The organism is Moorena sp. SIO4G3, from assembly GCF_010692305.1.
GTDB lineage: Bacteria > Cyanobacteriota > Cyanobacteriia > Cyanobacteriales > Coleofasciculaceae > Moorena > Moorena producens_A.
In genome coordinates this window covers 18,715-41,778 of record NZ_JAAHIG010000046.1, presented here as the reverse complement: position 1 = coordinate 41,778, position 23,064 = coordinate 18,715, and the positions used below count along the sequence as shown (strand labels likewise).

Below are 23,064 nucleotides of genomic sequence, written 5' to 3'. Positions count from 1 at the left end.
AAGGGAGCTGGGGTGCTGGGGAGAGGTTTTTTTTCAGGTTAAAAATAACTTTTTATTAGCTTTAATCCCCCCTATCTCCCTATCTCCCTATCTCCCCACCTCCCCACAAATGACGTTTTAGTCGGACTTTGAAACAGCCCTGCCCTTAACAAGGGGGACTTTGAATTTGATAATTGTACCTCATAACTGCAAGAAACGCTAGTTGTCATCGGGACGTAAAATAATTTTATAGTCCTTTAATGATTTCATTCTATCGGCTAATGTTGACTTCTTTGGTAAATGTGTTTACCCTGGAGCTATTTGTCTTAACTAAGTTGGATTTTTAATTGGCTTAGGAAGCTCACACTCTACTGTTATCTTAAGAGGTTGTCTGAGAAGTCTCATTTGCAACATCTAAGCCCCCTAAATCCCCCAATTTTGCGGTGCGACCCAAGGGCGATTTACTCGCCCATTGGAAAGCGCACCGGAAGGGACTTTTAGAAGCAAATTGACTCTTGTTCCCCCCAAAGTTGGGGGGCTAGGGGGGCAAAACTCAGTATAAAAAAACTTTTCAGATATCCTCTAAGATTACTTTTAATTGCTACTCAAACCAAGAAATAGCATCTGCGACAACTTTTACAAACTCATAGGTTGACTCATAAGGCAAAACATTACGACCAGGAATTTTACGACCTTCACCTTGAGGAAGATGCTTGATATACTGAGCTAGTCGGTCTTCTGGTGTTTCAGATTTACCCAGCTTACTAATACTTGAAGTTTGCTCTCCTACTACGACTAGGGTAGGTTGAGACGTATTAGCGATCGCCTGTTGATAGTTTTGTCGCCAAAAGCCAGCCAAAAAAGAAAAAACTGCATAGCGGCTAGCTGGATTAATTGCTCCCTTTTGGAGATTATCTAACCATTCCTTATCTACTGTAGAACTCTCAGCAAACAGTTTATCTTCCGAAAACTTTTGCAGGAATTGACGGCGACGAGCATAACGAAAAAAGGCACTACCTAAAGGAGATTCGAGGAGATTCCAAGCAACTCGCTGCTGCCAGTATTGAGTTTCTGCTGTCATCAGAGACCAAGACGGAGGACCTGAGAGTACTAACCCTTTAATATAATTTGGTTCAGTTTGCTTTTGGATCAAGGTAAGTGCCACAGCTAATAAAGCCCCTTGCACTAGCATAATCACCGGTTTTTTGACTACAGTTGTTAAAAAATAGTGTAACTGGTCAGCCCAATCAATAGGGTAGTAAGCAACAGGGGGCATTTCGCTTTCGCCACATCCTAGTAAGTCGGGATTATAAATTAGATGACCATTGCCAGTGTTCAACCACTCCTGGCAAAAGCGATGCCAAAAAAAGCGTGATAGTCCAACACCGATAGGATGGACTAATAGTAGAGGAGTTTTCGTCTTAGCACTGTCATCTGTTGGGGTATAGACTTCATAGGCACAACGGTAATTATGCCAAGTGTAGAATTCTTCTTTATGTAAGGATGTTTGCCAATTATCTGTATTGGGCGAACTGGAAGTAGAAGAGTTCAATGCCATCTCAAATCCCTCAAAAGTATTGTGGGTATTATATAAATTATAACACTCATGAGGTACAAATTTATGGGTTTTAGGGAACAGGGAACAGGGAACAGGGAACAGGCAATAGGGAGCAGGGAGCAGGGAGCAGGAAGCAGGGAGCAGATAATAGTGAATAAGTCAAAACAATGTGTACCTCATAGTTATGATAAACGCTATATAGTACGTTGTCATCTGCTCAAGATATGAGTCTAATGGGACTAGGGAAGACTTTTGAATTCTCTGAAAAATTCATTTAATTTTGTGGAACGCTCCGCAAAAATCCTGCAAACCATGTCCAATCACTTGAGATCTGGTTTTGAGTCTGGTGCATCAATAGAATCCCCCATCCAGACTGCCCCCACCTACCCTAAGGCACACCCCAAGGCACACCCGCCAGTAACAATTTCATCCCTGCAAGAAAGCTGATTAAATGTAAGCTTTAAGTTGATCACCAATTTAAGGAAGTTCAAATGGAAGCTACAGGACGTTGTTTATGTGGTGCTGTCACATATGCCGCCAAAGAGGTAGAGACGGACGTTCATAGTTGCCACTGTGATATCTGTCTGCGATGGAATGGTGGACCGGGTTTTGCAGTGAGTGTTGGTCAGGTCAGCTTTAACGGTGAGCAGAACATCACTCGATTTGATTCATCAGAGTGGGCAGAACGCGGTTTCTGTAACCGTTGTGGCACGAATCTTTTTTATCACTTGAAAGAGGCAAACCTGTATGTGCTTTGGATGGGTACTTTTGACGACTTAAAGCCATTTAAGCTTGCCAGGGAAATTTACATTGACAAGAAACCTGCATTGTATGATCTCGCAGGTAATCATCCTCGACTCACTGGCTCCGAGTTCATGGCATCCCTTAAAGAAATGGAAGAATAGTTCGGAATCAATAGAACAGACGAGGTTTTCCCATGTCAATAGAAGGAGTTTTTCAGATTACATTGATCTTGGCTACATTGCTGTGTTCTCTGGTAGCAGGCTTCGTGTTTGCTTTTGCTGTAGTAGTCATGCCGGGTATCAAGACTTTAAGTGACCGGGAGTTTATCCGAGCTTTTCAGGTAATGGATGGCATTATTCAGAATAATCAGCCGATTTTTGTGTTGGTCTGGGTGGGTTCAATCTTGGCTCTAATGGCTTCAGGGATACTTGGCATCGGGCAATTGGAGGGAGCGGAGCGTCTGCTCATAATCTTAGCGGTGCTTGCTTACCTTCTAGTTGTTCAATTGCCGACTTTCACCATTAACATACCCTTGAATAACAAACTGCAAACGCTGAATATTGACGAGATGGATGAAACTGCACAAAAAGCGGCTCGTATGGACTTTGAACCACGTTGGCTCCTATGGAATTCAATCAGGACAACCTTTGCCAGCCTGGTATCTAGCCTGTTAATAATTCTATTACTCAGACTTTGAAGAAGTTGGATCTGGGGTCTGTACCCAAATCCGCTTTAATAAGACTATAGGGTTTCTCATAGCTACGAAAAACCCTATATATCCTGTATTATTGTTATATTTGTTCAAGGGACAGTTTTTTAACTTTTTCTATGAGTCGATTTTCGCTTAGTGCTATTTGCTGTCATGATTAATTACGTTTTTTTGATTATATTTTTTTACTTAGTATAACACGATCGCACTTACAATTAAAGAGAAAATATTAGGGTAACAAACATGAATATCAAAGGTTTTGGGTGGTGCGTTCCTCATAATCTATCGGGTGAAGCAGCAGAATCTAGTAAGCTTTTCAGGGCTCATGTCGCCCCCTCAGCTGAATGTGATGCGCTATGCCAAGTATGGATAGGGTAAGGCGGGGGTCAGGATGGAGTGCGATCGCACCTGCGGAATGTGGCCTCGATCAGCCAACCTAAACAGGCAATTCCCCTCCCGCTAACCCTCCGGGTATAACGGGAGACCCCTTGCCTGTTTAGGTTGGGCAAACACAGGACTTGAGTCGATGTACATAGTCCATTTTGTCAGATTTACGCTACCTGAGTGAATTAGTCCAACTACTATCGAGACGCCTTGTATGTAGATACCTGATATCAGCCCATTGTTTGGATTGACCCAATAACCTAAGAAGGGCATTATAGATACGGGAGTTTTCGCTTGTCATCCTGTCTGAGTAATGTCACCCAGTCAGAATATGACATTTGTAGCCAATTTGAGAAGGTAACACCTTCCATCAGTGGGAAAAGATGCTTCCATCAGTGGGTTTGGATGAGTGTTCGTAGGGTAGCGCACCGCTACACCGATTCCTGCACCGATCGCCCTATGTGAACTTTTGTCAGTCAACCAGCTTTCGGTTCTGAATTGATCAGTCATTTAAGGGTGCTGTTATTGATATCAGCAACATAAGTTTTGATTTTTATCACTGTTTTAAATCAAGGAGAAATACCATGGCAATAATTTCAGGTACTGTGAATAACGACAGCCTCAATGGTGGAGGTGGTAGTGATCTAATTGATGGTCAACTTGGCAACGATACTCTCAATGGTCAAAGTGGCAATGATACTATCATTGGTGGGGTGGGTAATGATATTATCGATGATTTTTTTGGCAATGACATCCTTTTTGGTGGGGAAGGTAATGATAACCTCGATGGTGGACCCGCCTCAGATACTATTTTTGGTGGGAATGGTAATGACACTCTTTCTAGTGGAACAAGTGGAGTTTCAAGTACCAATATCCTTTTTGGTGAAGATGGTGATGATCAGCTCTTTGGAGATGGCAATGAAATAAGAACTGGATTTACACCTTCAATTGATATTCTTGACGGTGGCTCTGGTAACGATACCCTCTTGAGCCGAGGTCTTAGTGACACTCTTAATGGTGGAGATGGCGATGATCTTCTAGAGACCCGAAGAGACGGTGATGACATTCTTAATGGTGGAAATGGCAATGATACTCTCAACGCCGATGGAATTTTATTCTCAAGCTCTAATCCTAATGTGACATTAAATGGTGGGAACGGTAGTGACTCTATTCGTGGTGGATTTGGCGACGACAACCTTAACGGTGGTTCTGGAAATGACACTCTTAGTAGTGGTCTAGGTGATGACATTCTTAATGGTGGGTCTGGAAATGACTTCTTCTTTGGTAGCTTTGGAAATGACATTGCAATTGGAGGTGGTGGACAAGACAGATTTGACGCCTTCGGTGGAGGGAATGACATTATTACTGATTTCGGAGGTGTTGGCACTGGGACAAACCCATCTCAAGCTGTTATTGACGAAGTCGATATCATAGAGTTTTCTGATTCAGGACAGACCGCAAAAAATTTACTTCTCACTCAGAATGGAAGTGACTTAGAGATTACCTTTGAGGGAAATAGCAGTGATAAGGTGGTTCTGAAAAACTTTAATCTTGAGGATCTCGATAACCTTTCACAAGGCATCGGCAATATACTGTTCGATAACGATCTGACAATTCAAGATAGCTTTGATGTTGTTAATGCGAATCAACTTCGTAGCACCGTCTTTAATCCCAATACAGTAACCTTCCTCAATGATTTAAATAACAACACCTCTGGCTTCAACAACTCGGATGACGTTATCAATGGTCAAGGTGGTAACGATACCCTTTCTGGTCTCTCTGGAAATGACCTGCTGCGAGGTGGTGATGGTAATGATACCCTTGTTGGCGGTAATGGTGTTGATACCCTTGTTGGCGGTAATGGTGAAGATATACTTGATGGAGGTAATGGTCCACTGAACACTCTCACTGGTGGTTCCGATGCCGACATATTTGTGTTGAGAAGTACTCAAAGTCAATTTATAACTGACTTTGAAGTTGGTATAGATAAATTCTTATTAGATGATGGTCTAACCTTTGGGGCTCTGTCATTCACCCAACTTCCTAGCGCAACTACTATCGAAGCAAACAATAGCACGATAGGTTTAGTAGAAGGGGTAAGTGAGAGCGCCCTTAACAACATTTCCAACTTTATGAGTTAGAACCAGGCTTAACTCCTAAGAAACACATGGGGTAGGTGTTGAAATCAGGGTTGCCCGATGTAACTAATACTTCTGGGGATTGAGATGTTCGGAAGTCCTGAATGTGATGCGCTATGCCAAGTATGGATAGGGTGAAGCGGGGTTCAGGATGGAGTGCGTACGCTCTCTTTGAACATGCCTACGCACTCCATCGGTAAATGTGTTTACCCTACGGAAACTGGTTCAGTTACTTGCAAGGGATGAAGCTTCGCTTCCGCTAAAAGCGAACGCGTAATTTGTCTTAACTAAGTTTTATTTTCAACTTGCTTAGGAAGCGAACACTCTACTGTTATCTTAAGATTACTTTTAGCAGTGCCTTTGGTAACATAAGGAATCCCCGCTTCTCCCCCTAATTCTATCCCAAATTCTAGGGTAACTTTTTTAACATTAGGGATTGGCTTTTTCTTAAACGCATTTAAGCCAATAATAGTGTAAGCCCGGATCGTCCCTTCAATGGTTTGAGCGTGTTGTATTATTTGTTGTCGTAGTTTTTCAGGAGGACTCATGCCCTTGTCGGTGAGGGCTTCTTCTTCCTCTTCTTCTTCGTCTTGGTTGTCTGGGCTGCTTACCGTAGGAATGTCTAAATCTTCTGTAGCTTCAACATAAATAATTGTGCCATCCTCTAGTTGAATTGGCGTTAATTGTGTCATAGTATGGTATTTAATAAATGTAAGTATTGAGTTTAAGCGCTACGCGAACAGCGGTCAGCAGTCAGCCGTCAGCAGTCAGCCGTCAGCAGACTTAACTCAGATTCAACAAATGTTTACTTGCTTTATTCAAAAGCGTGGCACAGGCTTCGACGCTGGGACCTAGGGAATAAGCTGATAGCTGATAGCTGATAGCTGATAGCTGATAGCTGATAGCTGATAGCTGATAGCTGATAGCTGACGGCTGATAGCTGATAGCTTACAACAATTGTATTCCTATTAATTATTTATTTATCTAAAAAAAAGCTGGTTGTTATGAGTCGGAATGCCTTAGTAATAGGAATTAATACCTACAGCTATGAACGCCTCAATAATTTAACGGCACCTGGGCGGGATGCAGAAGCTGTAGCCCAATTACTAGAAAAGTATGGAGACTTTAAGGTAACGCGACTCCCGGCAGTTAAGGATAAACAGAATAATACCATTCGCGTTGGTAAAAAGACCAAAGTCACTCTGACTCAGTTAGAAGACGCCATAGTACAATTGTTCAAACCAACTGGGAAACCCCCAGATACAGCGCTACTCTATTTTTCTGGGCATGGTTTACGAAAAAGCAAGGGCATACAAGAAGGCTTTTTGGCAACTAGTGATGTAAACCCGGACATGGGTAACTGGGGTGTTCGTTTAAAATGGTTGCGGGAACTACTACAAGAAAGTGAAGTAAGGCAGCAGATTATTATTTTAGATTGCTGTTATGCCGGAGAGGTACTAAATTTCAAAGAAGCAGACCCTGGAGACCGGGGTAAAGGCAGAGACCGGTGTTTCATTGCTGCTTCTCGTGCCTTTGAACTGGCCTATGAAGACATTGGGAGTAATCATAGTGTTCTCACCTCTGCACTGATCAAGGGATTAGAACCAAGCCAACAGCGGTGGATAACTAACTATTCCTTAGTTGATCTACTCACTCAACAACGGAATGCTTTTCCCCAGCGTCCTATTTTTAGTAATTCTGGTGAACCGATTAATCTGACTCGCAGGTGGACAGCAGCAACAAGACAGTTGGCTGCCTCGGCAAAAAGTATCTGTCCTTATAAGGGTTTGGCTTATTTTGATTGTACGGAAGAAGATGCCAGGTATTTCTACGGTCGTACTGCCTTAACGGATCAATTGTTGGAAAAGGTGCGTGTTGGTAATTTTCTGGCTGTCTTGGGAGCGTCTGGTAGTGGGAAATCTAGTGTAGTTAGGGCGGGATTGTTGTATCAGTTACAACTGGGACGGAGGTTATCGGGTAGTGAAAGTTGGCAGATAAAAATCCTTCAGCCCGGTGAACATCCCCTCAATTCCTTAGCACTAACCTTTTTAGATTCTGGGTTATCTGATATCGAACGGGCGACTCGATTAGCTCAAGCCGAGGATTTGATCAAAAAGGGTTCTGAAGGGTTGAGACAATTAATCGCTGTGACCGATACCCAGCGGCTAATACTAGTAGTTGATCAGTTTGAAGAAGCCTTTACCTTGTGTCAGGATAGCTCAGAAAGACAGCAGTTTTTTGAATGCTTATTAGGAGCTTTACCTAAAACCGGGGATAAACTCTGCTTGGTATTGACGATGCGGGCAGACTTTTTTGGTAAATGTCTTGAACAGGACTATAGTGGCTTGGCACAGCAGATTCAACAACATGGAATTGCTGTGATGCCCATGTCACCAGAGGAGTTAAAACAGGCAATTGTAAAACCAGCCAAACAGGTAGAATTGGAGATTGAGCCAGGACTGGTGAAAGAAATACTGGCGGATGTAGCCGATGCGCCAGGGTATCTGCCATTACTGCAATATACCCTGACACGACTGTGGGAAGAAAGCACTGATAACTGTTTGCGGCTCAACACCTATGTCAAATTGGGTGGTGTGATGGGTACTTTGCGTCAACGGGCGACTGAGGTGTATGAGCTATTTTCAGAAGAAAAACAAGCAGCAGTTAAGCATATTTTTCTAGCACTGACTCAGTTGGGGGAAGGGACAGAAGATACCCGCAGACGAGTATTAAAGCCGAATTTAGTGAATCAGCGCTATAACGAAGAACTTATTGATACGGTAGTTCAGAAATTGGCTGATGAAAAGCTAGTTGTTACTACTGAAATGGTAGGTAAAGGAAGAGAAGCAAAGAGAGTAGCAGTGGTGGATGTAGCTCATGAAGCTTTGATTCGTCATTGGAGTCTGTTGCGGAGTTGGATAAGTGAAAACCGGGATGGGATGAGAATAGCCCGTAAGATTGAGGCGGCGGCTGAAGAGTGGAAAATAAAAGGAAAATCGGCAGATTATCTGTTTAATGGGGCAAAATTGACGGAAACGGAAAATTATTTGGAGGATTATTTTGAATTAGGTTTGCTGTCTGTGTTGGGGAAGGAGTTTATTAAACAAAGTATTCAGAAGCGTAAGAGAAATAAAGGGGTAAGGGTTGGGTTATTTGCTTTTGTTATAGGTGTGGTAGCAATAAGCTCAATTGTATCGACTTATTTTGGCTTAAAATTTCGTAAACAGGCAATTAATGCAGAATTACAAGCAGAAGCTACCAAGATCAAGTATTCTCTATCAGTAAAACCTACTACAGAAGAATTGCTCCAAGCTATTGAAGCAACAGCTAAAAGTCTATCCCAGCAAAAATACTTAGAATCAAAGGTAATCAATGAAGTTAATTCTAGCTTATTGACAGCCTTAGATAAGGTTCGAGAAAGGAATCTTTTAGAAGGTCATACAGAAAGGGTCAATGATATCGCTTTTAGCCCAGATGGCAAACAGATTATCAGTGGCAGTGAAGACAACACAGTGCGTTTGTGGGACACAGAAACCGGTAAACTAATCCATACATTAGAAGGTCATACTAGAGCTGTCTATGCGATCGCTTTTAGCCCAGATGGTAAACAGATTATCAGTGGCAGTAGGGACTCCACAGTCCGTTTGTGGGACACCGAATCCGGTCAAACTCTCCATACTTTACAAGGTCATACAGATGATGTCGATGCGATCGCTTTTAGTCGAGATGGCAAACAGATTATCAGTGGCAGTGAAGACAAAACAGTGCGGTTGTGGGACACAGAAACCGGTCAACTAATCCATATATTAGAAGGTCATACAGATGATGTCGATGCGATCGCTTTTAGTCGAGATGGCAAACAGATTATCAGTGGCAGTGAAGACAAAACAGTGCGTTTGTGGGACACAGAAACCGGTAAACTTCTCCATACATTAGAAGGTCATACTGATACTGTCACAGATATCGCTTTTAGTCGAAATGGCAAACAGATTATCAGTGGCAGTGAAGACAAAACAGTGCGTTTGTGGGACACAGAAACCGGTAAACTTCTCCATATATTAGAAGGTCATACAAGTTCTGTCACAGATATCGCTTTTAATCCAGATGGCAAACAGATTATCAGTGGCAGTGAAGACAAAACAGTGGGTTTGTGGGACACCGAATCCGGTAAACTTCTCCATAGATTAGAAGGTCATACAAGTTCTGTCACAGATATCGCTTTTAGTCGAGATGGCAAACAGATTATCAGTGGCAGTCTTGACAACACAGTGGGTTTGTGGGACACAGAAACCGGTCAACTAATCCATACATTAGAAGGTCATACAGATGATGTCGATGCGATCGCTTTTAGTCCAGATGGCAAACTGATTCTCAGTGGCAGTGTTGACAAAACAGTGCGTTTGTGGGACACAGAAACGGGTCAACCTCTCCATACCTTGGAAGGTCATACACATTATGTCAGAGATATCGCTTTTAGTCCAGATGGCAAACAAATTCTCAGTGGCAGTGTTGACAAAACAGTGGGTTTGTGGGACACAGAAACCGGTAAACTAATCCATACATTAGAAGGTCATACACATTATGTCACTGATATCGCTTTTAGTCGAGATGGCAAACAGATTATCAGTAGCAGTCTTGACAAAACAGTGGGTTTGTGGGACACAGAAACCGGTAAACTAATCCATACATTAGAAGGTCATACAGATTATGTCGATGCGATCGCTTTTAATCCAGATGGCAAACAGATTATCAGTGGCAGTGAAGACAAAACAGTGGGTTTGTGGGACACAGAAACCGGTAAACTAATCCATACCTTGGAAGGTCATACAGATGATGTCACTGATATCGCTTTTAGTCGAGATGGCAAACAGATTATCAGTGGCAGTCTTGACAAAACAGTGGGTTTGTGGGACACAAAAACCGGTAAACTAATCCATACATTAGAAGGTCATACAGATGATGTCGATGGGATCGCTTTTAGTCCAGATAGCAAACAGATTATCAGTGGCAGTAGGGACTCCACAGTGCGTTTGTGGGACACAGAAACCGGTAAACTAATTCATACTTTCAAAGATCATACTAGTTCTGTCACAGATATCGCTTTTAGTCGAGATGGCAAACAGATTCTCAGTGGCAGTGGCGACAAAACAGTGCGTTTGTGGGACACAGAAACCAGGACACTAATTCATACATTAGAAGGTCATACAAGTGCTGTCACAGATATCGCTTTTAGTCCAGATAGCAAACAGATTATCAGTGGCAGTAGGGACTCCACAGTGCGTTTGTGGGACACAGAAACCGGTAAACTTCTCCATACTTTCAAAGGTCATAAAGGTTCTGTCAATGATATCGCTTTTAGTCCAGATGGCAAACAGATTCTCAGTAGCAGTTGGGACAAAACAGTGCGTTTGTGGCTGGGTTTAGATTGGCAAAATTTGTTAAAAGAGGGATGTGATCAGCTGCAATTTCATCCTGACCTCGTTGCGCCTCAAAATCATCAAGATAATAAAAAAGATAATAAAGCAGGAGAAGCCTGTCTCAAGTATGCCGATTGGGAGGATGAAGCGAAAGCAGAGTTTCTAGTCAGACAAGGTAGGGATTTTGTTTTACAAAAAGAGCCAAATCTCAACAATGCTGTTAAAAAATTTAAAAAAGCGCAAAAACTCGATCCTAATATCGACCTCAACCCAGATACAGAGAAAATAGATAAAGACCCTAAAATAGTAGCGCACTTGTTAGCCGCACCAGCCAAGATACAAGAGGCAGCGATACTAGCAAGAGAGGGGAAAATAGAGGAGGCTATTTCTATCTATCAAGAAGCACAAAAACTCAATCCTGATATTGACCTCAACCAAGATACAGAGGAAATAGACAAAGACCCCAAAACAGTAGCGCACTTGTTAGCCGCACAACCTAAGGTAATTGAAGGAGCAATACTAGCAAGAAAGGGAAAAATAAAGGAGGCTATTTCTGCCTATCAAGAAGCGCAAAAACTCTATCCTGACATCGACCTCAATCCATTAACAAAGGAAATAGATAAAGACCGCAAAACAATAGCGCAACAGTTTGCTACACAAAGGAAGGTACGACAGGGTCGGTGGCTAGCAAAACAGGGGAAAATAGAGAAGGCTATTTCTGCCTATCAAGAAGCGCAAAAACTCTATCCTGACATCGACCTCAATCCAGATACAGAGGAAATAGATAAAGATCCAAAAACAGTGGTGCACTTGTTAGCCGCACTAGCCAAAGTGCATCAGGGAGGAAAACTAGCAAGAAAAGGGGAAATACAGAAGGCTATTTCCGTCTATCAAGAAGCACAAAAACTCTATCCTGACATCGACCTCAATTCAAAGACAAAGGAAGTAGACAAAGACCCTAAAACAGTAGCGCAACAGTTATCTCCAGACTCGAAATAATCAATTTACATGATTTTTAATGCTTGTAACTGGGGTTACTGGAACTTACAGATGAAAATGAGGTAAATGGGTGGTGCGATGCGATCGCTATCAAGATAGAGTCCGAGCAAACAGCTGCCTTTACATCGACCCTCGGCATATAACCGACATCACCTATCCACAAAACCCCTAGCATATAAGTAGTCGGACAAAAGTAAAATTAACTGTTGAAATAGGGAACAGGGAACAGGGAACAGGGAACAGAGGAATTTTTGGCAACTTTACACAAGTTAATACCGCGAGGTTTATTTGGTCCAGCTACTTAAGGCCTGGCAATTAGCTCTGTGGATATTTGTACTGGGGGTATCTCAACAGTATCTGGGGGGAGATAACCCAATATAGCTACAAGGTACCTCTATTTTAAAAACCCTTATAATGGCCATCATTCAATCAACTGACTACTTATAGAAGTAATAGTACCCTCAGGGGTACTGTGGCCTTAAAAATTACTAGCTATCATAAAAATGTGGTGAGAGAAAAACTTAGCCAAGCTCAAGAAACATGTGTTGACAAGTACAACAAGGAGAAATACATGAACACAATGGATCTTATTTCTACCCCAGAAATTAAGATTGTCTCTTTTAACCAAGTAATTGTACTCACTTGGATGTTTAGAACGGGATTTTGAAAGTGCTACCTTTTTATATTCATCGATAAAATACTCGCCACTATTAGATTCAATAATAATAAACCAATCATAATACTCTTGAATCTTAAGCATTCAGCTAATGCGCTACGCGCACGCTACGCCAACAGCTAATGCGCTACTTGTGGTGCTAAAGGCCTTTGGCCACGCTTTCGGCAAAGCCGACGCTTCGCGAACGCGAACAGCTAATGCGCTACAGATGGTGCTACTTGAGGTGCTAAAGGCCTTTGGCCACGCTACGCGAACAGGTTATGGATCACAGCGTCAAAGCCTGTGCCACGGTACACCAAACAGCTTTTGAATAAGCGATGCAGTGGCCTCACGGGGGTTCCCCCCATCAGCGACTGCCGGGGTTTCCACGGGATTTTCAAGGTGCGGAGGCAGGTGACCCACGCAGCCCCTCTCCACTCGCGCTTGGGATCAAGACAACACGTAAGCATTGGTTTAATCTCTGTTACGTCAGCTGACCACTGTTCGCTGACCGCTGTTCGCTGACCACTGAACGCACCTCAAGTAGCGTGCGTGGCACAGGCTTCGACGCTGTGATCTAGCCCATATGCTTACGTCAATTTGATTAGAATTTACTACAAGTTGAGCAATTATGATGTCAGATATTCCATTAGAAGCCACTTCTACTTCCACTGCATTGAGCCAATCCCATCACTTTTCACAGAAAGAGTTTTGGCAGCAATGGCAGCAATATCGAGACTATCTCTATCATCGCTGTCTCAGGTGGATGGGTGGAAACCCTACTAATGCTGAAGATGCCCTGAGTCGGGCGATGATCAAGGCATGGGAGAAGGTGCAAAAATTTAGGGGGAAAATTGCTAATTTTAAGGCTTGGCTGACAAAGCTGACTCATAATCTCTGCGTGGATATTCATCGAGAACATTGTCGCAGCGCTAACCATGTTGAGGATATAGAAGGGATTCCAGAGGAAAAAGGATTAGTTTTCTGTGACGATACCCCACAAAGGGCTTTGGAGACAGACGAGAAAAAGATTGCTATCCGCCGTGCCATTGATAACTTACCTGGTCGGCTGCACCAGACGTTTATCTTGCACTTTTCTCAAGAACTGTCTCATCGAGAGATAGCCAAACAGCAAGAGATTTCCTACCAAAATGTCTGCAAGCGCATCTCCCAGGCGCGGGCCATTCTGCGAGAGGAGTTGAGGGGATATTTTATCGGCGAGGATGAGACTGATAGGGAATTATCGGTTACGCCAACTAATGAGGCAACAGAGTCAGCAATTGGGGAAATGTCCCAGGAGAATGGGGAAGTTGAAGCGATTGTGGGCGATACGGTGACATCATCTGTTGCGGTAAAGGAAGTGGAGAGTGTTGTGGGTGAAGAAGTGCGATCGCCTTTGGCGCGGCTGAGGCCTTTGGCCACGCTTCGCGTTCGCGTAGCGTCGGCTTTGCCGAAACGCCGATCACTGCAGCACTCTGAGTCGGTTCCTGTTGCGGCTACTTCTGAGGAGACCTTAGATCAAGTGCGGTTGAATACCCATAATAAAAGTGTGGGGAGTGTGGGGAGTGTGGGGAGTGTTGGCAGATGGGGAGATGGGGAGATTTTTATTAAGGGTAATTATCTGGACTTCAAATTAGAAGTAAATATAGAAGTAAATAAAGATGGTTATCGGTGTGTTGAGGCGGCGCTTTGTGAAAGGAAGGGGAGTGTCAATGCTACTACCCTATTTTCTAAGTTAATTTTGCCTTTCCAATGTTCACTCCCAAGTCATAAGTTTGTGAGGGATAGGAGTGAGTTGGTTTCTGATCTAGGTGATAGATTGATCATCCGAAAAGGGAGCCACGAGAGTCCGAGAAGCCCACCGACAGCTGAAAAAACTATCAAAATTCAAAATTCATTTCCTGAGGTGCGACCCGAACGCGCCCCGCGTCGGCTTTGCCGATAGGTGCGACCCAAGGCCGGGTTCCCCGGCCATTGGAAAGCGCACCTTGAGCGAATTTAATTCTTAATGGGTCAAGCGCACCTAAATTGTTCTTTGGGTTAGCGCAAAAATTCCTAAATTCCTCGGCTAAATCGTCTTAAAAATCGTCTTAACGGTGTAGAGAAACAAAACCGAAAGGATAAGGAAATACACAATGTCTGTACCAAAAATCAAAACCCTTCATTTTCTGGCGATCACATCCAGGTCTCAATGGAGCGAATCTAGTAGTCTTCTAGAATTAGACACCCGATCCTATGACGTGCAAAGACCTGATCTAGGGCCGCAAATTAAGAGCTTCCAACTCGATACAGGGCATCGGGAACAAGGCAAAGCGATTGCATGCTCTCTAGACATGCCCGAGAATTTATACTACTTCGAGAATATGGTTCTGATCATCAAAGGTGATGACCTGTGGCTGCCGAAAACAATGGCTTTCTATGCAGAGGACACTACAGGATATGTTTATCCAATAGTGGAGTATATAAACTGGCCTGAGCGAAAAGATACCACATGGAGTACTGATCCGAAGGAGGGAAAAGCTAAAATCGAGATCTTTCCCCTGCTACTGGACGTGTAAGGGACTTCCAAAAAATAAATGATCCTTTTAGTTAGCGCAAAAATTCAGAAATTTATCGGCGAAATCGTCTTAAGGATGTAGACAAACAAAACCGAAAGGAGAAGTAAATACACAATGTCTGTACCAAGAATCAAAACCCTTCATTTTCTGGCGATTACATCCAGGTCTCAATGGAGCGAATCTAGTAGTCCTCTAGAATTATACACCCTATACTCTGACGTGCCAAGACAAGATAGAACCCCGCAAATTAAGACTTTCCAACTCGATACAGTGCATCGGGAACAAGGCAAAGCGATTGCATACTCTCTAGACATGCCGGAGAATTTATACTACTTCCAGACTATGGTTCTGATCATCAAAGGTGATGACCTTTGGCTGCCGAAAACAATGGCTTTCTATGCAGAGGACACTACAGGATATGTTTATCCAATAGTGGAGTATATGAACTGGCCTGAGCGAAAAGATACCACATGGAGTACTGATCCCAATGAAGGAAAAGCTGAAATCCAGATCTTTCCGCTGATATTGGACGCGTAAGGGACTGACAAAAAAAAAATGATCGATTACCAATTCTCTAGGAAAATGCGCTTAATACAGCAGCTGTTATGGGCGTGATTACACAGAAATAGCAAGGCAATGATTAAGCACATTGTTACAGAGAATTGGTAAGTGAACTACCCCGACTTACTTCGTTGACGTCGGGGTAGTTCACATTCGTCTAACCCAACCAACATTTTATTTCGTGCCTGGGATCGGACCAAGTGCGATTCTCCTAGGTCGCCGCTACGCGAACGCCTTACTCTGGTCGGGTTAGACCGGGTGATAACTATAGATCTTGCTGATTAACTCTCAAAGCATTGACAGATAAAGGTTTTAGCCTTGTTGGTATGTGCTTTTATAACTCCTACCTCCTACCTCAATACTCCTCCCTACTACCTAAATACTCCTACCTCCTACCTCAATACTCCTACCTCAATACTCCTACCTCCTAACTCCTCCCTCCTAACTACTAACTCAAACAGGAGACAGGAGACAGGAGATAGGAGACAGAATAAAGAATCAATTTTATTCTTTCCTTATGGGGATGCAGTAAATTATCCACCTTTATAACTACTAACTCCTAACTACTAACTCCTAACTACTAACTACTACCTCCTAATTATTTACAAGTAAAAAATTATTAAAAAATTTATAAGTTGTCTCAATTTTTTTGATTTTCCACTTGACAACAACCCTAGCCAATGTTTATACTATAAACATCCCAAAAAAAGCCGCGCTTTTCGCTTGACCGGCCACAAGCGCGGCTCTTTCCCAAACTACAGTTTAGGTAACTCTATCATAATGGCAAACAAACGATTTATACATCATCCCATCGATTATCGTGAAGCAATGGAGGGTCTTGAACAGCTTGGACAACAGACGGAACCGAAGCAGGAAAATTCCTATCCCTGTCCCATCACGGAGCGAGAGCAAATTAGTTACTTGGAATTGGGCATGACACCGCAACGGTTCTACCAGAAGTGGGACGTAACTCACGAAGATATTGCTTTGATCTGCTCCTGTTCTGTTCACACGGTTAATGGCTGGTTTTCCACCAGTCGTCGCTGTTACCCTCCCACTCCTGGTCAGTTGCGCCATCTGGCGATTATGGATTTTTTGTTGGAGGATTTTGAGACTATTCCGAAGGAGTTATTGGAGCGATTGTGCTCGCAGAGTGTTGAAGGTTGTTCGCGTAGCGTGGCCAAAGGCCAAGGTTGAAGGTTGTTCGCGTAGCGTGGCCAAAGGCCAAGGTTGAAGGTTGTTCGCGTAGCGTGGCCAAAGGCCAAGGTTTTAAGGTTGTTCGCGTAGCGTGGCCAAAGGCCAAGGTTTTAAGGTTGTTCGCGTAGCGTGGCCAAAGGCCAAGGTTTTAAGGTTGTTCGCGTAGCGTGGCCAAAGGCCAAGGTTGAAGGTTGAAGGCAGAAGGCAGAAGGCAGAAGGCAGAAGGCAGAAGGCAGAAGGCAGAAGGCAGAAGGCAGAAGGCAGAAGGCAGAAGGCAGAAGTCAGAAGGCAGAAGGCAGAAGTCAGAAGGCAGAATTTCCAATTCTAAATTCCCAATTCCCAATTCTACATTATTCATTCTAAAATAACCATTAATGTAGCGTCTGAGTTGCCGCGATTTGTGCAACGTGGATGGATTGCAAGGTTTTCTATTTAGAGCATCGGTGTTTATCAAATTGGGTAAAGTTATAATTCCGCAGGTTAGAGATGATAAAAATGCTATTGTTAAACACCGATAATATGATGCCATTGGCTGCTTTCTACCATAGCCTCTGGATTGGATAAGCATCAAAAACAGAATCTATACTCAACAAATGCATCTGTTCCACAACAGCTTGAGCGATCAGAAGTCGGTCAAAAGGATCGCGATGCTGTAATGGTAAACTTGCTAATGCATAGATATGATCTAACTCAATTGGTAAAAAGTACAAATCATTTGTCTGCTGGTGTCTTTCCAACATCTCAGCCAGTGGAAAGTTAAATGATAATTTGTTAAGTTGGAGTTTGATTTGCATTTCCCAGACACTAACCAAACTCAAGAACAAGTCGTTTTGCCTATCAGCCAGTAAACTTTTAACCTGTTCCGATAACTTCCCTTCACTTACCGTCCACCAGATCAACGTATGAGTATCCAATAGTAGTCTCATTATTAACCTGCCTGAGACTGATCTGACAATGGATCATTCTCACCGAACCAAAATTCATCAGATAAAGGCTCGTTAAAATCATCACTGATCCATCCTTGTCCTTCTAGCAAGCCTGAAATCCGAGGAGCCTGAGATTGACTTGGCTCAGATTCAACATACTTGAGAGCCAGAAACTCGACAAAATCAAACACCATGCGTTGTTGCTGTGGTGGCAATGCCTGCAAGCTTTTCAGGAATTCTTGAGGTAAACCTATCGTCTGGTAATTCATCACTATCCTTTCATCAAACACTTATTATTTTGCTTGGATAGAACTTATCTAATCTTATCTCTTCTTGGGCACAATGTCTTGATGGAATAAGTAGTCGGACAAAAGTAAAATTAACTGTTGAAATAGGGAACAGGGAGCAGGGACCAGGGAACAGAGGAATTTTTGGTAACTTTACACAACTTAATAAAGGGATGTTTATTTTTATCCAGCTACTTAGCGACTTGGGAAGTGCTATGTTAAAATATCATTCCAATAGCTGGTAAGTGAGGAGTGTGGCTATTGCAACAACTATTACGTATCTCTAGAGTAATTGATAGCTTCAACGAGAGAATCGGTCGCTTAACCTACTGGATTTTGCCACTGATGATCATGATTGGTGTGTGGAATGTCGTTGGTCGCTACTTGGGACGTTTTATAGGAGAAAATTTAAGTTCTAATGGGTTTATCGAAACTCAGTGGTACTTGTTTGACTTAGTGTTCCTGTTGGGGGCGGCTTACACTCTCAAGCATAATGGCCATGTGCGAGTGGATGTTTTTTATAAGAGTTTGAAGCCAAAGGCTCAAGCGATCGCTAATTTAATTGGGACATTATTGTTCTTAATTCCCTTCTGCATCATGGTAATTTATTTTTCTTGGGGAGCAATTGTTAATTCCTGGACGATTCAAGAGATGTCCCCAGATCCAGGAGGGTTACCCCGTTATCCAATTAAATCCATGATTATTGTCAGCTTTGGGTTGCTGATTCTTCAAGGAATCTCAGAAGCGATCAAAAACTGGGCAATTTTTGCTGGATATTTGGCACCCCAGGAGGAGGACTAAAACCATGGGTTATGACTGGTTAGGTCCAGCCATGTTTGGCGGTGCCTTAGTATTACTTTCCATCGGCTACCCGGTAGCCTTCTCCCTAGGTGGGGTGGCAATTTTGTTTGCCATCATAGGAGTGAGTTTGGGTATCTTTGACCCGATTTTCATGACCGCTATGCCCCAGCGGATTTTCGGCATCATGGGCAACTACACTCTCCTAGCCGTGCCCTACTTTATTTTTATGGGTTCCATGCTAGAAAAATCTGGCATTGCTGAGCAGCTGTTGGAAACCATGGGAATTCTGTTTGGACGGCTGCGAGGGGGATTGGCCTTAGCGGTGGTAATTGTAGGTGCGTTGCTGGCCGCATCTACTGGAGTCGTTGCCGCAACAGTAGTGGCCATGGGACTGATTTCCCTCCCAATTATGTTGCGCTACGGTTATAACAAAGAACTAGCCACTGGGGTAATCGTGGCATCGGGTACATTAGGACAGATTATCCCCCCGAGTGTAGTACTGGTGGTATTAGCGGATCAGTTAGGAATTTCCGTAGGAGACCTGTTTATCGGTTCCGTGATTCCTGGTTTAATGATGGCTGGGGCCTTTGCCATTCATGTGATCATTGTAGCATGGCTCAAGCCAGACGCAGCACCAGCCCTACCACTAGAAGTGCGAGATATCAGTGGCAAAGCCTTAGGAAAGCGGGTGATCCAATCAATGGTACCACCGTTATTGTTAATTCTATTAGTATTGGGCAGTATCTTTTTTGGGATTGCTACTCCAACGGAAGCAGGGGCTGTGGGTTGCCTGGGCGCAATAGTATTAGCTGGTGTGAATGGTCAGTTGAATTTGCCATCCCTGCGACAGAGCTCTGATGCCACCATGCGGATTACCAGCATGGTGATATTTATATTGCTGGGTTCAACAGCATTTAGTTTAGTGTTTCGTGGCTTGAATGGCGATCGCGTAATGGAAGCGATGCTGTTAAACCTTCCCGGTGGTTACATTGGCTTCCTAGTAGTCAGTATGTTAACTATTTTCCTACTAGGCTTCTTTATAGACTTTTTTGAGATTGCCTTTATTGTAGTACCGCTGTTTGCTCCAGTGGCTCAACAGCTTAACCTTGACTTAGTCTGGTACGGGGTAATTATCGGAGCCAATCTCCAAGCCTCATTTCTGACACCACCCTTTGGCTTTGCTCTGTTTTATTTACGGGGTGTCGCCCCACCAGAGGTGAAAACCATGGAAATTTACCGAGGTGCGATTCCCTTTATCCTGTTGCAACTGCTGGTGTTAGTGTTGATTATTGCCTTTCCTGGTATAGTCAGCTTCTTGCCATCTTTGAGTACTTGATTTGAAAATCTAGGTTAATGGGAGTCGGGAGTGGAACAGGCATCTTGCCTGTTACAATTCCCAGTCGGGAGTCGGGAGTCGGGAGTGGAACAGGCATCTTGCCTGTTACAATTCCCAGTCGGGAGTCGGGAGTCGGGAGTGGAACAGGCATCTTGCCTGTTACAATTCCCAGTCGGGAGTCGGGAGTCGGGAGTGGAACAGGCATCTTGCCTGTTACAATTCCCAGGCGAGCTGTGCCAAGTAGGGGCTCAGTGTTGAACATCAGGGCAAGCCCTTGGGTGGTGCGTTACGGGGCGGGCTGTGCCAACCAGGCGCGAAGAGTCGGAAAATGAGGGCAAGCCCGCCCCTAACGCACCCTACGAACTCATGGATAGAATCTTGTGGTAGTCGGTAGTAATATTTATTAATGTAAAGGAAAATTAACTTAATTTAAACGGATACTGTGAAATCCAATCTATCACTGCCCCATCAAAACACTATAAAAGGGTCCCAGTTACCGACTATAGTCACAGATAGCCTCACGGTTTTGTGGGGGGACTGGCTAAAGTTACGGGTGCGAGTCAAGCAAGTCGTTGCTAGTGGGCTAATCTCCCCAGTGATCTACATATTGGCATTTGGTCTCGGCTTAGGGAGTACCTTAGATCAGACCATGACTCCCGCAGTTGGTGAATCCTACTTAGAATTTATTCTGCCAGGAATGGTGGCGCTGTCGTCTATGACCATTAGCTTTGCTGGCACTACCTTTTCTATTTGCGGTGATCGGCTATACACGAAAACCTTTGAGGAAACCTTGTTGATGCCAGTGCATCCCTTAGCCTTGCATGTCGGTAAAATGATGGCGGGGATTTTGCGGGGATTAATGACATCTGGTTCAGTGATTTTGGTAGCAGTGCTGTTTACTGGGAAAGTATGGAGTTTTCTCAATCCCTTATTTCTGTTGTTGCTAGTGCTTAATTGTGCTGTGTTTGCCGGTTTAGGGGTGATAGTGGGATTGAATGTCAAATCCTTGGAAATGGTTGGTCTTTTCAACAACTTCTTAATTGTTCCGATGTCGTTCCTAGGTGGAACGTTTTTTGACCCAGGGACCTTACCTACAGCCCTAAAAGTGATTGTCTATCTATTGCCTCTAAGTTATACCAGCACTGGACTCCGGGCTGCTGCTTACTTACCCCTGTCCGAGTTTCCCTGGTATGCGATACCGATTCTGCTGGGGTTTGCGATCGCACTTTCTCTGTTTGGTGCTCACCAATTCGCTCACCAGCAAGACTGATTAGGTACACTTACACCCTTATATCAAGTTCGGTTGAATACCCATAATAAAAGTGTGGGGACCGGGCGCGGGGAGATGGGGAGATGGGGAGATGGGGAGATGGGGGAGATTTTTATTAAGCGATGCAGCGCGGTCTTGGGGGTTTCCCCCATGAGCGACTGCATCAAGACAGGGTAATTATCCTGACATGATATTAGACTAGATATTAAGGGTTAACGACTTACCACCATTAACCTAAGACTTAACACCTGAATAACGGGATGAGTGTAATGGCAATGTGACCGTAAAGGCTGTACCAATTCCCACTTCACTGTCTACACAAATCTCACCACCGTGGAGGTTGACACATTTTTTGACAATTGCTAATCCTAGTCCGGTACCAGAGATAGTACCAACATTACTACTGCGCTGGAAAGCCTCAAATAATCGTTTTTGGTCTTCTGGGGGGATGCCAATTCCAGAATCTTGGATCCGGAACATAGTATTATGTTCACTGATGATCAGATCAAATTGGATATCACCCCCATCCGGTGAATACTTAATCCCATTGGAGAGCAAATTAGACAGAATTTGCCGCAAAAGTTTTTCATCTAGATAAGCTTTGTCAAAGCAATCCTGATTAATACAGCAGGAGGTTTGCTCTGAATTATCTGTACAGTTAAAGTTAATAGTCAAGCCAGGCTTAGCTGTGAGTTGAAATTCTTCGACAATTTCCTGACAGAAGGCTAACAAATCCATAGGTAAGGGTTTGAATTCCAATTTTCCTGCCTCAGCTTTACTGAATAGCAGTACATCACTCACTAACTTAGTCAGATGTTGAACCGTGGTTTGAATCCGCTGCAAATGACGTCGCTTTTTTTCCGCAGACCATTTATGACTGTAATGTTCTAATAATTCTGCCGAAGAGAGGATGGTGGCTAGTGGAGTGCGATATTCATGAGAAACGACAGAAACAATCCGAGATTTGAGGTCATTGAGTTCTTTTTCTTTATTCAACGCCTGACGAAGTTCTTCTTCCAAGGACTTCCGATTTGAAATTTCCTGTTGCAGGTACTGATTTTTTTGCCTTAATTCATCGGTTTGTTCCGCAACGCGATGCTCTAATTCTTCATTGAGTCGTTGCAATTGCTCCTCACTTTGTCGAAGCTGCTTCATAGTATTGGCTCGCTCAATGGCATAGCGAATTGTGCGGATCAGCAATTCACTATCAATTTTGCCCTTGACTAAATAATCTTGTGCTCCTTTTCGTAATGCTTCTAGGGCGGTCACTCTATCATTTAGACCCGTTAACACCACAATGGGTAAATCCGGTACTACCTCGTGGGTTTTTGTTACCGTAATCAATCCCTGTTTATCCGGTAACGATAGGTCTAACAAGACTATATCAAAATGATGTTTACTCAGGGAATCAATAGCATCTTGTAACTTTTCTACCTGCACCAGTGACCACTGAATCTCTTGGGCATCAGTTAAAATGATTTGGAGAAGATCCGCATCAGCTGGGTTATCTTCTACTAGCAAGATTTTTAGGGAATGGGTGTCCAT

20 protein-coding genes are annotated in these 23,064 nt (G+C 43.5%); 13 read left to right on the top strand and 7 right to left on the bottom strand.

Annotated features, from left to right (window positions below):
• Window positions 1–580: 580 nt before the first annotated feature.
• Window positions 581–1,537, bottom strand: a complete 957-nt coding sequence (locus tag F6J99_RS11695) for an alpha/beta hydrolase (RefSeq protein WP_293113066.1) — start codon at window positions 1,535–1,537, stop codon at window positions 581–583.
• Between the two features lie 491 nt (window positions 1,538–2,028).
• Between F6J99_RS11695 and F6J99_RS11690 the strand changes: the two genes are divergently transcribed.
• From F6J99_RS11690 to F6J99_RS11680, 3 genes are all read left to right on the top strand, one after another.
• Window positions 2,029–2,442: a GFA family protein gene (locus tag F6J99_RS11690; RefSeq protein ID WP_075901005.1), complete on the top strand. Its 414-nt coding sequence runs from the start codon at window positions 2,029–2,031 to the stop codon at window positions 2,440–2,442.
• A 32-nt stretch (window positions 2,443–2,474) separates the two neighbouring features.
• Window positions 2,475–2,978, top strand: coding sequence for a DUF1772 domain-containing protein (locus F6J99_RS11685; protein ID WP_075901003.1), 504 nt, complete (start codon window positions 2,475–2,477; stop codon window positions 2,976–2,978).
• A 980-nt stretch (window positions 2,979–3,958) separates the two neighbouring features.
• Window positions 3,959–5,515 carry a calcium-binding protein gene (locus tag F6J99_RS11680; RefSeq protein ID WP_293113065.1) on the top strand — a complete coding sequence of 519 codons (1,557 nt, stop codon included), beginning with the start codon at window positions 3,959–3,961 and terminating at the stop codon, window positions 5,513–5,515.
• A 284-nt stretch (window positions 5,516–5,799) separates the two neighbouring features.
• Here the strand turns inward: F6J99_RS11680 and F6J99_RS11675 are convergent, their stop codons facing one another.
• Window positions 5,800–6,204, bottom strand: a complete 405-nt coding sequence (locus F6J99_RS11675; protein WP_293113064.1) for a CU044_2847 family protein — start codon at window positions 6,202–6,204, stop codon at window positions 5,800–5,802.
• A gap of 312 nt (window positions 6,205–6,516) precedes the next feature.
• Here F6J99_RS11675 and F6J99_RS11670 point away from each other — a divergent pair, with 312 nt between their 5' ends.
• From F6J99_RS11670 to F6J99_RS11645, 6 genes are all read left to right on the top strand, one after another.
• Complete coding sequence (locus F6J99_RS11670) at window positions 6,517–11,928, top strand: caspase family protein (protein WP_293113063.1); 5,412 nt, start codon at window positions 6,517–6,519, stop codon at window positions 11,926–11,928.
• 767 nt (window positions 11,929–12,695) lie between these two features.
• Window positions 12,696–12,914, top strand: a complete 219-nt coding sequence (locus tag F6J99_RS11665; protein WP_293067445.1) for a hypothetical protein — start codon at window positions 12,696–12,698, stop codon at window positions 12,912–12,914.
• A gap of 300 nt (window positions 12,915–13,214) precedes the next feature.
• Window positions 13,215–14,528 (top strand): sigma-70 family RNA polymerase sigma factor, encoded by a 1,314-nt coding sequence (locus F6J99_RS11660; protein ID WP_293113062.1) that lies wholly within the window; start codon window positions 13,215–13,217, stop codon window positions 14,526–14,528.
• 190 nt (window positions 14,529–14,718) lie between these two features.
• Complete coding sequence (locus F6J99_RS11655) at window positions 14,719–15,141, top strand: hypothetical protein (protein WP_293067450.1); 423 nt, start codon at window positions 14,719–14,721, stop codon at window positions 15,139–15,141.
• A 114-nt stretch (window positions 15,142–15,255) separates the two neighbouring features.
• Window positions 15,256–15,678, top strand: a complete 423-nt coding sequence (locus F6J99_RS11650; RefSeq protein ID WP_293067452.1) for a hypothetical protein — start codon at window positions 15,256–15,258, stop codon at window positions 15,676–15,678.
• 804 nt (window positions 15,679–16,482) lie between these two features.
• Window positions 16,483–16,899, top strand: coding sequence for a hypothetical protein (locus tag F6J99_RS11645; protein ID WP_293113061.1), 417 nt, complete (start codon window positions 16,483–16,485; stop codon window positions 16,897–16,899).
• A gap of 148 nt (window positions 16,900–17,047) precedes the next feature.
• Here F6J99_RS11645 and F6J99_RS11640 read toward each other — a convergent pair whose 3' ends face one another.
• From F6J99_RS11640 to F6J99_RS11630, 3 genes are all read right to left on the bottom strand, one after another.
• Window positions 17,048–17,257, bottom strand: a complete 210-nt coding sequence (locus F6J99_RS11640; protein ID WP_293113060.1) for a hypothetical protein — start codon at window positions 17,255–17,257, stop codon at window positions 17,048–17,050.
• Between the two features lie 181 nt (window positions 17,258–17,438).
• Window positions 17,439–17,825 (bottom strand): type II toxin-antitoxin system VapC family toxin, encoded by a 387-nt coding sequence (locus F6J99_RS11635; protein ID WP_293113059.1) that lies wholly within the window; start codon window positions 17,823–17,825, stop codon window positions 17,439–17,441.
• A 2-nt stretch (window positions 17,826–17,827) separates the two neighbouring features.
• Window positions 17,828–18,094, bottom strand: a complete 267-nt coding sequence (locus tag F6J99_RS11630; RefSeq protein WP_293113058.1) for a DUF2281 domain-containing protein — start codon at window positions 18,092–18,094, stop codon at window positions 17,828–17,830.
• Between the two features lie 279 nt (window positions 18,095–18,373).
• Between F6J99_RS11630 and F6J99_RS11625 the strand changes: the two genes are divergently transcribed.
• Both F6J99_RS11625 and F6J99_RS11620 read left to right on the top strand, forming a co-directional pair.
• Complete coding sequence (locus F6J99_RS11625; protein ID WP_070396660.1) at window positions 18,374–18,913, top strand: TRAP transporter small permease subunit; 540 nt, start codon at window positions 18,374–18,376, stop codon at window positions 18,911–18,913.
• A 4-nt stretch (window positions 18,914–18,917) separates the two neighbouring features.
• Complete coding sequence (locus F6J99_RS11620) at window positions 18,918–20,249, top strand: TRAP transporter large permease subunit (protein WP_293113057.1); 1,332 nt, start codon at window positions 18,918–18,920, stop codon at window positions 20,247–20,249.
• On the opposite strand, the gene F6J99_RS11615 is transcribed toward F6J99_RS11620, so the two are convergent.
• Complete coding sequence (locus F6J99_RS11615) at window positions 20,221–20,511, bottom strand: hypothetical protein (protein ID WP_293113056.1); 291 nt, start codon at window positions 20,509–20,511, stop codon at window positions 20,221–20,223. The two genes, F6J99_RS11620 and F6J99_RS11615, sit on opposite strands and share 29 nt — an antisense overlap.
• Before the next feature lie 180 nt (window positions 20,512–20,691).
• Here F6J99_RS11615 and F6J99_RS11610 point away from each other — a divergent pair, with 180 nt between their 5' ends.
• Both F6J99_RS11610 and F6J99_RS11605 read left to right on the top strand, forming a co-directional pair.
• Window positions 20,692–21,519 (top strand): ABC transporter permease, encoded by an 828-nt coding sequence (locus F6J99_RS11610; RefSeq protein ID WP_293113055.1) that lies wholly within the window; start codon window positions 20,692–20,694, stop codon window positions 21,517–21,519.
• Between the two features lie 54 nt (window positions 21,520–21,573).
• On the top strand, window positions 21,574–21,696 hold the full coding sequence (locus F6J99_RS11605) for a hypothetical protein (RefSeq protein ID WP_293113054.1): 123 nt from the start codon (window positions 21,574–21,576) through the stop codon (window positions 21,694–21,696).
• Window positions 21,697–21,753: 57 nt separating this feature from the next.
• On the opposite strand, the gene F6J99_RS11600 is transcribed toward F6J99_RS11605, so the two are convergent.
• A complete protein-coding gene (locus tag F6J99_RS11600; protein WP_293113053.1) occupies window positions 21,754–23,064 on the bottom strand; it encodes an ATP-binding protein in 1,311 nt (436 codons plus the stop codon).